This window comes from uncultured Nostoc sp. (assembly GCF_937863485.1).
GTDB lineage: Bacteria > Cyanobacteriota > Cyanobacteriia > Cyanobacteriales > Nostocaceae > Nostoc.
On record NZ_CALMFY010000041.1, the window covers coordinates 26,740 to 35,552 of the forward strand.

Sequence of the window (8,813 nt, forward strand, 5' to 3'; positions counted from 1 at the left end):
ACCTAGCTACTTAGCATTTTCAAAATTTTAAGCCAGAACCACTGCTGGTTGCTGCCAACGTCCCACTGCCTTACCAATCACTGATAATTCTTGCATCAAGTTATCGAAACGGTCTGGTGTCAGAGATTGGGGCCCATCAGATAAGGCTTTAGCAGGGTTGGGGTGAACCTCTATCATCAGGGAATCGGTGCCAGCTGCGATCGCAGCCATTGCCATTGAAGGCACAAACTCAGACCAACCTACGCCGTGGCTGGGGTCAATCATGATTGGCAGGTGAGTCAGCTTTCGCAACACTGGCACTACCGATAAATCCAGCGTATTTCGCGTATACTGGCGGTCAAAGGTGCGTATTCCCCTTTCACACAAGATTACATTCGGATTGCCAGATGCCAAAACATACTCGGCTGCCATCAACCAATCTTCAATAGTAGCCGCCATTCCCCGCTTCAAGAGAACTGGTTTCGCCTGCGCTCCCACTTTTTTGAGCAAAGAGAAATTCTGCATATTTCTTGCCCCTACCTGGATCACGTCAGCAATTTCGGCAATTTTATCCAGGTCAGCAGCATCCATCACTTCTGTAATAATACCTAGTCCACTCACTTCGCGTGCCCTCGCCAACAAATCCAAAGCACTCTCGCCATGTCCTTGGAAGGCATAGGGTGAAGTCCGAGGTTTGTATGCCCCGCCCCGCAAAAACTTGGCTCCAGCCGTTTTGACACGCCGCGCTGTCTCCAGAATCATTTCTTCATTTTCTACGGAGCAGGGACCGGCAACGACTACCAAGGGGTGGTGTTCACCAAATACCACTGCTCCATTAGGAGTATTAACTACCACTTCTGAAGCTTCGTCGTGACGGTATTGGCGACTTGCTCGTTTGTAAGGCTGCTCTACTCGCAACACCTGCTCAATCCAGGGGTTAAGTTCTTGAATTTGTAGTGGATCTAAGTTGGCGGTTTCACCTACTAGACCAATAACTACTTTGTGTTGACCAATAATTTTTTCTGGAGTTAACCCCCAGCTAGTTAGTTCCTGATCAATGCGGTTTATTTCCGCCTCTGGGGAACCACTTTTCATTACTATAATCATGTGAAAATTCCTGATTAATTGAGTAAATTTTTCTGTAAATCGGCTAACTTTATTATTGCCTATTGCCCTAATTACGAATAGTTAAAAAGAAAATTTATTTACAAAATATACCGCTCAGTCAGTCGCTTGACGCTCAGTCAGTGATTTTACTGTTCAACAACTGGATATGGGGTATAAAAATCATTATATAATTTTAATTAGTAATGTTGAAGTTATAAATTTCAACTTCAACATTCACTTTTTTATTTACCCAATACCGTAGTTATCTAATACCTGAGCGCCGGTCTTTATGAGTTTTTTTGCCGAGTTTCGCGCCAAGCTGCCACCATTCGTCCGCAATTGGTGTTGAACTCACCCAAACCCAGCAGACTTCCGACTCTTTCTTCATCCCAAGAGGCAGAGAGAACGCCATAAGTTATCCCTAAAACCCCCAAACCAAATAATCCCATATTTACCAATAACACGGCAATGGGAGCTAGTTGGATGTGGGAGTAGATAGCAAGCAGATAGCTGACAACCAGGGTGGTAATGCCCAAAGCTGTTGGTACACCACAGAACGCAGCTACCCGGCGGATCATCCGCTGGCTGACTACTTGGGGAATAGCCATCTCTTCTTTGGTGTAAGACCGTTTTCTATCAGCTTGTTTGCCAGACTCCTCTGGCTGTGCTGCCGGTTTACTTTGAGTCTTTACGGGTTTTTGGCGCTTTTTCTTTGGTTCAAAGGGCAAGCGGCTGCTTTCAGATTCTTCAGCAGACATAAGCGGTAGTCCCTATCCACGAATACCGAGACGAGCAATCAAAGCTTGATACTTTTCTCGGCTTTCCTGCGATATATAGGCTAGAAGACGCTTGCGCTGACCAATTAGCTTCAATAGTCCCCGCCGGGAAGAATGGTCTTTTTTATTTGCCTGGAGATGTTCGCTGAGGCGGTTGATGCGCTCAGTTAGCATGGCAACTTGGACATCGGCCGAACCAGTGTCGGTTTCGTGAACTTGGTAGTTAGAAATTATTTCTTGTTTCCGCAGTTGCGTCAGAGCCATGATCGATTCAATTTCTAGTTTTTCTAAATGTATGCAGCAGTCTCCCATAATATCACAGCCCTCAAGCTGGATGTGGAATCATCTTTACTGCTACATGTTGCATTCTAAAAGACTAAGTAAGTCAGAAGCCAGACTCCAGTCTTATCTGGTAGTAAAAACGGTGAGTATAATCCATAACTAATTGTATTTGCAGCTGCGATCGCTTCACAGAGCAATACCTGCGGCAATCTGACTATTGCGATTTTCACAGGAATTTATAGGCGTTGTTGCAAGAGTTGATATGAGAGGCGAGCGCCTACTTTTTAACAAACACCGAGCCAGAACATTATTAAGTCTTTACCAACGAGTGTTGCAAGCAGAGTCAGCAGGAGAGCGGACGCACCCTTTGCAATTAATTCTATTAAAATGATCCTATTCTCTATCCAAACCGCAATAATGCGGAGAATATTTACAATCAGCAATTAATAAGACTCGCCAAGGAGTATAAAAGACTCGTCAACGGAGTTCAAAGGCTCTCCAACGAGTATAAAAGACTCTTTAACGCAGTTCAAAGACTCGCCGATGAGTATAAAAGACTCGTTAACGCAGTTCAAAGACTTGCCAACGAGTATAAAATACTCTTTAACGGAGTTATTGTATGGAATATTCCATTTTCTACACTCAGAAGTGCCAAACTACAGAATTTCGATGTTTGGATACTGCCGATTAGCGATCGCGCAATCAGAAGAAAGTCAAACAGAGTAAACTAGAACCTACATCTACTATTTGGCTGGCTACTGCTAAACAAATATCTTGGCTGTATAACTTGGCAAGTCAGTGATTAAACCATCTTTCCCAACTTCCACTTCCCGCTTGAGGAACCAATCTTGCCAATACTCAGCAGTTGGGAAGTCTGGAATTTGATATTTAGTCAGATTCTGGTCAGAAAAATTAGCCACGACAACAACACGAGAATTCTGCTCATCCCAGCGAGTGTAAGCCAGCACTTTATCGTCGGCATTTTCGTAGAAAAACTTGATATTGTCACTTTGCAAGGCGAGATTCTGCTTGCGTAGAGCAATGAGTTTTTGATAATACTCAAATAAATCACGATTCTGGTCGCCTGATAACAAAGACCAATTAATCTTCTGTGGCTTAGTCACATCTTGGCTTTTTAGCTGGTATTCGCCAAACTCTTCTCCCATCCAGAGCATTGGTATACCCATCGCTGTCATTAAGAGAACAGCTGCTAACTTCGCTCGCTGAAATGCGTCTGCGTCAAAGATACCGCGATCGCCTAATTCTCGCAATAGACGTTCGCGATCGTGGGTTGCCAAATAATTTATCACATTGGTAGCGATCGCATAACCCTGCTGCTTGGGATCTAAAATTTGCTTTAGTTGTTCTATTTCAAATGTTTCTCCACAAATATATGGAAGTATAAAGTATCGAAAACTCTCATGCCAACAACCATCTAATGGCCCATCTGGCTTAACTACAGTTTTTGTATCGGGAATATGTTCAGCAATATTATAAAACTGCTTGGGTGCAGCATGGTTTTTCCCTTGCTGTGCTAGCCAGTCGAGAAATTCAAAGTTAGCCAATTGGCGCACTGCATCAAAACGAATTCCATCAATGTGATACTCCTGAATGAAAAATTGCACCACATCTCCAACGTATTTCCATGCAGGTTTAACATTTAATTTTTTATCATAATTATCATAGTTAAACTCTGGCCCCCAATAATTATCTGGGTCTTCAGGATAATGCATGTATTCGTAATACCAGTAATTCCGGTCAATTAGCATTAATGGGCATTCTTCATCAGTGTGATTATAAATTCCATCCATAAAAACGCGAATGCCTCTAGCATGACACTCATCTATTAACCGTTTTAAATCTTCTGTTGAACCGTAACTAGATTCTGTAGCAAAGAAGTGGCGGACTTTATAGCCCCAGTTATAGTTACCGGGATACTCATTAACTGGCATTAATTCAATTGCATTAACTCCCAATTCAACCAGATAATCTAACTTGGCAATTATCCCTAAATATTTACCTTGTTTGTCAAGGCCAACCTCATCACCAGTAAAATCTGCAACGTGCATTTCATATATGACTAATTCTTGATTGTCAGGCAACAGTTTCTCGTCATGTTGCCAAACGTAAGTATCAATAATGCGTTGCCCATTTTTAATCTGCACAATGCTAAATTTTTCTGTTTCATTAACATCTGTTGCATTCGGGTCAATAACATCTACCCACTCATCAAGTGCAAAATTTGGGCTTTTGCTTTGAATACGAAATTTATATTGATAGATGCCGTCTTCAAGTTTTACTTGAGTGCGGAAATAACCATCTTCACTTTTTTCCATTGGGATTTCTTTCCACTCAGAAAAAGACCCAATTAAAGCTGCTCCTTTGTTACGAGGAGCAAACAATGTAAATTCAATTAAACTTGCCATTTCCCTTGTTTTAAATATATCTTCTTGGAAGTAGTCTGTGTCATCAGGTATGAGAATAGAAACTTACTCTTTTCCTGAGACCTTTTAAGATTTTACTTTCTTGCAAATGACCATACATCTATCTTTAGCTAGTCTTGCTTAAAAAGAAATATTATACTTTTAAATTTACTTGGCTGTAGATTTTTTATAATATAGAAGACTTATTTTCTGTCGCTTCAATAAATGCCTCAAATTGACCATTAGGTGTCCATTGAATAGCCCCATCTCGTCCTGTAAAAAATAGTTTGGTTTGGGTTTGGTTAAGTTCGGATAAAGCTTTTAGATCAAAGTTACCAGAAGTAGCGATCGCTACTTCTGGTTTCAGAGCAATAACTAAATCTTTTAATGACTGAGGGGCACACCACAGCACTTGTGGATGAGGCAAACTTCCATTTTTCACTAGTTTTTGTATTTCTTTAGACTTAATATTACCTACTAATAACCAATTTTGATCTAAAATTTGCAATCGTAATATGGGTAATTGCTCGTTGATTAATTGTGCCACTATTGAACCAGTTTCCACAGTTTGACCAACTGCCAGTGGTTGGTAAGCTCCCTGATACTTTTGTAATTCTTGTTGAATTGCCTGAGTTGCAAGAAAATTTTCTGGCTTAGGGGAATATTCAGAAAAATTTTTGATTGGTAAACGTTGTAGTAATTCCAACCAAGCATTACTTTCATTGCCTTGAAAATCAGTTGCGATCGCCCAATTTATTTGATTAACACCCTGCTGTTGTAAAAACGGCAGGATTGTGAAACGTCCAGTCCCTTCATCGCCACTATTAATTACAGTTACAGTACCTCTATCTTGAACAACTATAATTGGTTCTGTACCAGATTCTAATACCGTTATCCGAAACAATGTATTTGTAGAATGCCAAAGGGGGATAAATACTAAAGCAATCGCAATCACATTAGCAAACCACCACCGCCGCTGCCACCAAGGCACTAACCAAACCAATATAATCAATACATAAATCGCCAGAAGCTGCCAAGTAGATATGCTGCCTACAGCAACAGAATTTCCTGGCAACTTGCTAAAAAATTCCACTAGTTTAATTAGCCAATCAGTAGGATAATGCAACACCCCAGCCAGGAAGCTTCCAGCTTCAGTCCAAATTAAAGCTACTAAGGCACTGATGATTCCACCTATACTAATGATCGAAATTAATGGAGTACTAACCACATTCAGCAATAAACTATAAGATGGTACAACTCCAAATACAAAAAGTTGTATAGGTAAAGTCCAAAGAGTTGCAGCTAGGGGAACGGCAATCAAAGCAGCGATCGCAGGTGGTAGCCATGCTAGACGGTTGACTAATGCAGGTACTGTTACGACTAATCCCAGTGTTGCTAAAAAACTCAATTGAAAGCCTAAATCCCAAATCCATAGAGGATTAAACACTAATAACAGAGTTGCTGCTAATAGTAATGATCCCAACTGTTTTACCTTTCTTTTTAATAACAAACCAATCAATGCCGCAAAACCCATAATTACGGCTCTGAGTACCGCAGGTTGAAAACCTGTTAAACTCAGAAAAATGATTAAAGCCAAAAAGCCAAGGGTAAATTGTGTTGCTTTTTTTGCCCGCCTAGTTAACTGTAATATCACACTCAAAATCAAGGAAGTTTGGAACCCGGAGGCTGCTAAAGCATGAGCTAATCCTGCTTGTACAAACAAGTCGCGCATATCGTAGGGTAAATCTACAGCTTTGCTACCTAAAACCATTGCACTCACAAGAGGCCCTTCCGGGATACCCAACCAACGAACTTGCGATCGCACAATTCGCTCTCGAATTTGCCACCATCCCCATTTATGTTCCTGATCCAAAACATTTATTTGTCGCCCAATCAAACCAGCAAACGTTCCTTCTTGCTTGAGAAACTTCTGAAAATCGAAACCACCAGGATTGGAAGCCGCCTTTGGTTTGTACAAAATTCCAGTCACAGCAATCTGTTGACTAGGGTATAACCCAGTAGCCTGAAGTATAGGCACTGTCACATACAATTTGCCCGTTACCCCTTTTGGGACACCTGCTGAACCTTTTTCATTTTTGACTTCATCTAACTGAGTCGCTTCCAGCCAAAATTGTCCTCGCTGACTGCGAGTTAAGCGGGGATTACTCGCTACTTCGCCACGAACAATTACAAGTTGTTCTTGATTACTGCTATTTCCAGGCGGAACGAACTGACTAATATCTTTTGCACCTGGTTGCGGCACTCGCCATTGAAAATATAGAGTTGCCAATAATCCCACCAACCCAGCAGCTAGCCATATTCGAGGATGGGGAGTAGTTTGCCAAATGTTAGACAGTGCCTTATTTTTGCTTCCAGCATTTTCTGGTTTCTGAGCAAGTTGCCGTGAAGTGGTGCGTCTTCTAAAGATAACTGCTCCCACTATCCCCAGAATCAAAATCCACACACCACCCCAAGGAACTGCTGTAAACAGTAACCCGAAAATGTAGCCAAGACAAATAATTACACCACTGGTTTGAATCATAAGATTTTTTGTAAAAGCACCTGACAATCCGAATTTGCAGCTGACTTAAAAATAGCTAGGGCAGCAATAGAGAAAAATCGGCATTACTGAATTTGGCTATGAAATTCAAAAACAAAATATCCTAAACTCTTATTATCTGCGCTTAGAGCGCCTCTGCATGAGTTTTTCATTTCTATAATCAGCAACACCGAAAAATTTTGATGCTTGCTTGTGGAGAAGTATAATCCATCAAGTTTATACAAACAAAGCCCGCCTGTGCGGGCTTTATCCTTGTAGATTTAATGTTCAAGGCTCAAGATTTAATGATATTTCCGAGCTTTAGCAATAGCCATATCATCAAGATATACCTAGCTTAGAGAATGCAAAATCAAGAGTTTGCTAACCTGCGGAGGCAGGTTTTGTTTGTGTAGCCGCGACTTCTAGTCGCCAAAACTAGTAAAAAATTATACTTTGTAAATATCATCTTACTAAGTAAGAAGTACCTAGATGGTCTATATTGTTTGATACATCAACTCTTCTACCGAAACAATGAAAGTATTACCCAAAGGACATAAGAGATAATTGGAATCAAAAACAGCCAATCAATAATATATTGGTAACGAGATTTAACTGTAGACTCTGAAATAACTTGTGATAAGACTGGCTGTGAAACAAGTTGCTGCACAACTGGCTGTAAAACAGGTGGCTGTATGACTGGTTTTAAATCTTTGAGCAACGGAAAACCCAGCTTCTCCCTTTGCTCAACATATAAATGAGCTACCTTCCTAGCCAAATGCCGAATCCTAGCAATATAGCGAGTTCTCTCCGTTACCGAAATCACACCTCTAGCATCCAGCAGATTGAACGTGTGCGAACACTTCATTACATAATCTAAGCTAGGCAAAACCAATCCTCGCTCCGTCAATTGGCTAGCTTCCTGCTCATACAAATTAAATAGTGTCAGTAGCAACTCAGGATTTGACGCTTCAAAGTTGTAGATACACTGCTCAATCTCTCCCTGGAGGTAAACATCACCATAAGTAATGTTGTCTGTCCAATGAATCTTAGTAATTGCCTCCACTTCCTGGAGGTACATCACCAATCGCTCTAACCCGTATGTAATCTCAATCGACACAGGACGGCAATCTATTCCCCCACACTGTTGGAAGTAGGTAAATTGAGTAATTTCCATCCCATCTAACCATACTTCCCACCCAGTGCCCCAAGCTCCCACCGTCGCATCTTCCCAGTTATCCTCTACAAACCGAATATCGTGGTCTTCAGGACGAATACCTAAAACCCTTAATGAATCAAGATAAATCTCCTGGATATTATCTGGCGACGGCTTAATTAGAACTTGGTACTGATAATAATGTTGGAAGCGGTTGGGGTTTTCGCCGTACCGCCCATCCGTCGGGCGACGACACGGTTCAACGTAGGCAACAGCCCACGGTTCCGGTCCCAATGCTCTTAAAAATGTCTGAGGATTCTTAGTACCTGCCCCCTTCTCAATGTCATAGGGTTGGGTAATCAAGCAACCGCGATCGCCCCAAAACTCATGCAATAAACCTATTACCGACTGAAAATTCACGCTTCACCCTTCCTTACTCAGCACAGTGCATAAACCATTGTTGCCTACAACCTGGCACTGTAGGCAGTTTCAGGGGACTGAAAAGCGGTCCAAAATATTTTTGGAAAAATAGTTGACAAGCTTAAGGAGGTTCG

The 8,813-nt window shown here is 41.5% G+C and carries 5 protein-coding genes and 1 pseudogene; all 6 read right to left on the reverse strand.

The window, feature by feature from the left end:
* Positions 1-27 precede the first annotated feature (27 nt).
* Complete coding sequence (gene aroF / locus Q0541_RS05545; RefSeq protein ID WP_298906725.1) at positions 28-1,086, reverse strand: 3-deoxy-7-phosphoheptulonate synthase; 1,059 nt, start codon at positions 1,084-1,086, stop codon at positions 28-30.
* 287 nt (positions 1,087-1,373) lie between these two features.
* Entirely contained in the window at positions 1,374-1,844 is a 471-nt protein-coding gene (locus Q0541_RS05550; RefSeq protein WP_298906728.1) for a PAM68 family protein, read from the reverse strand.
* A gap of 12 nt (positions 1,845-1,856) precedes the next feature.
* On the reverse strand, positions 1,857-2,126 hold the full coding sequence (gene rpsO / locus Q0541_RS05555) for a 30S ribosomal protein S15 (protein ID WP_041565894.1): 270 nt from the start codon (positions 2,124-2,126) through the stop codon (positions 1,857-1,859).
* Positions 2,127-2,905: 779 nt separating this feature from the next.
* Positions 2,906-4,570 (reverse strand): alpha-amylase family glycosyl hydrolase, encoded by a 1,665-nt coding sequence (locus Q0541_RS05560; RefSeq protein ID WP_298906758.1) that lies wholly within the window; start codon positions 4,568-4,570, stop codon positions 2,906-2,908.
* A 184-nt stretch (positions 4,571-4,754) separates the two neighbouring features.
* Positions 4,755-7,109, reverse strand: coding sequence for a ComEC/Rec2 family competence protein (locus Q0541_RS05565; RefSeq protein ID WP_298906761.1), 2,355 nt, complete (start codon positions 7,107-7,109; stop codon positions 4,755-4,757).
* A gap of 703 nt (positions 7,110-7,812) precedes the next feature.
* Positions 7,813-8,679: pseudogene (gene glyQ / locus Q0541_RS05570) on the reverse strand (glycine--tRNA ligase subunit alpha); the annotation flags it as partial.
* Between the last annotated feature and the right edge of the window lie 134 nt (positions 8,680-8,813).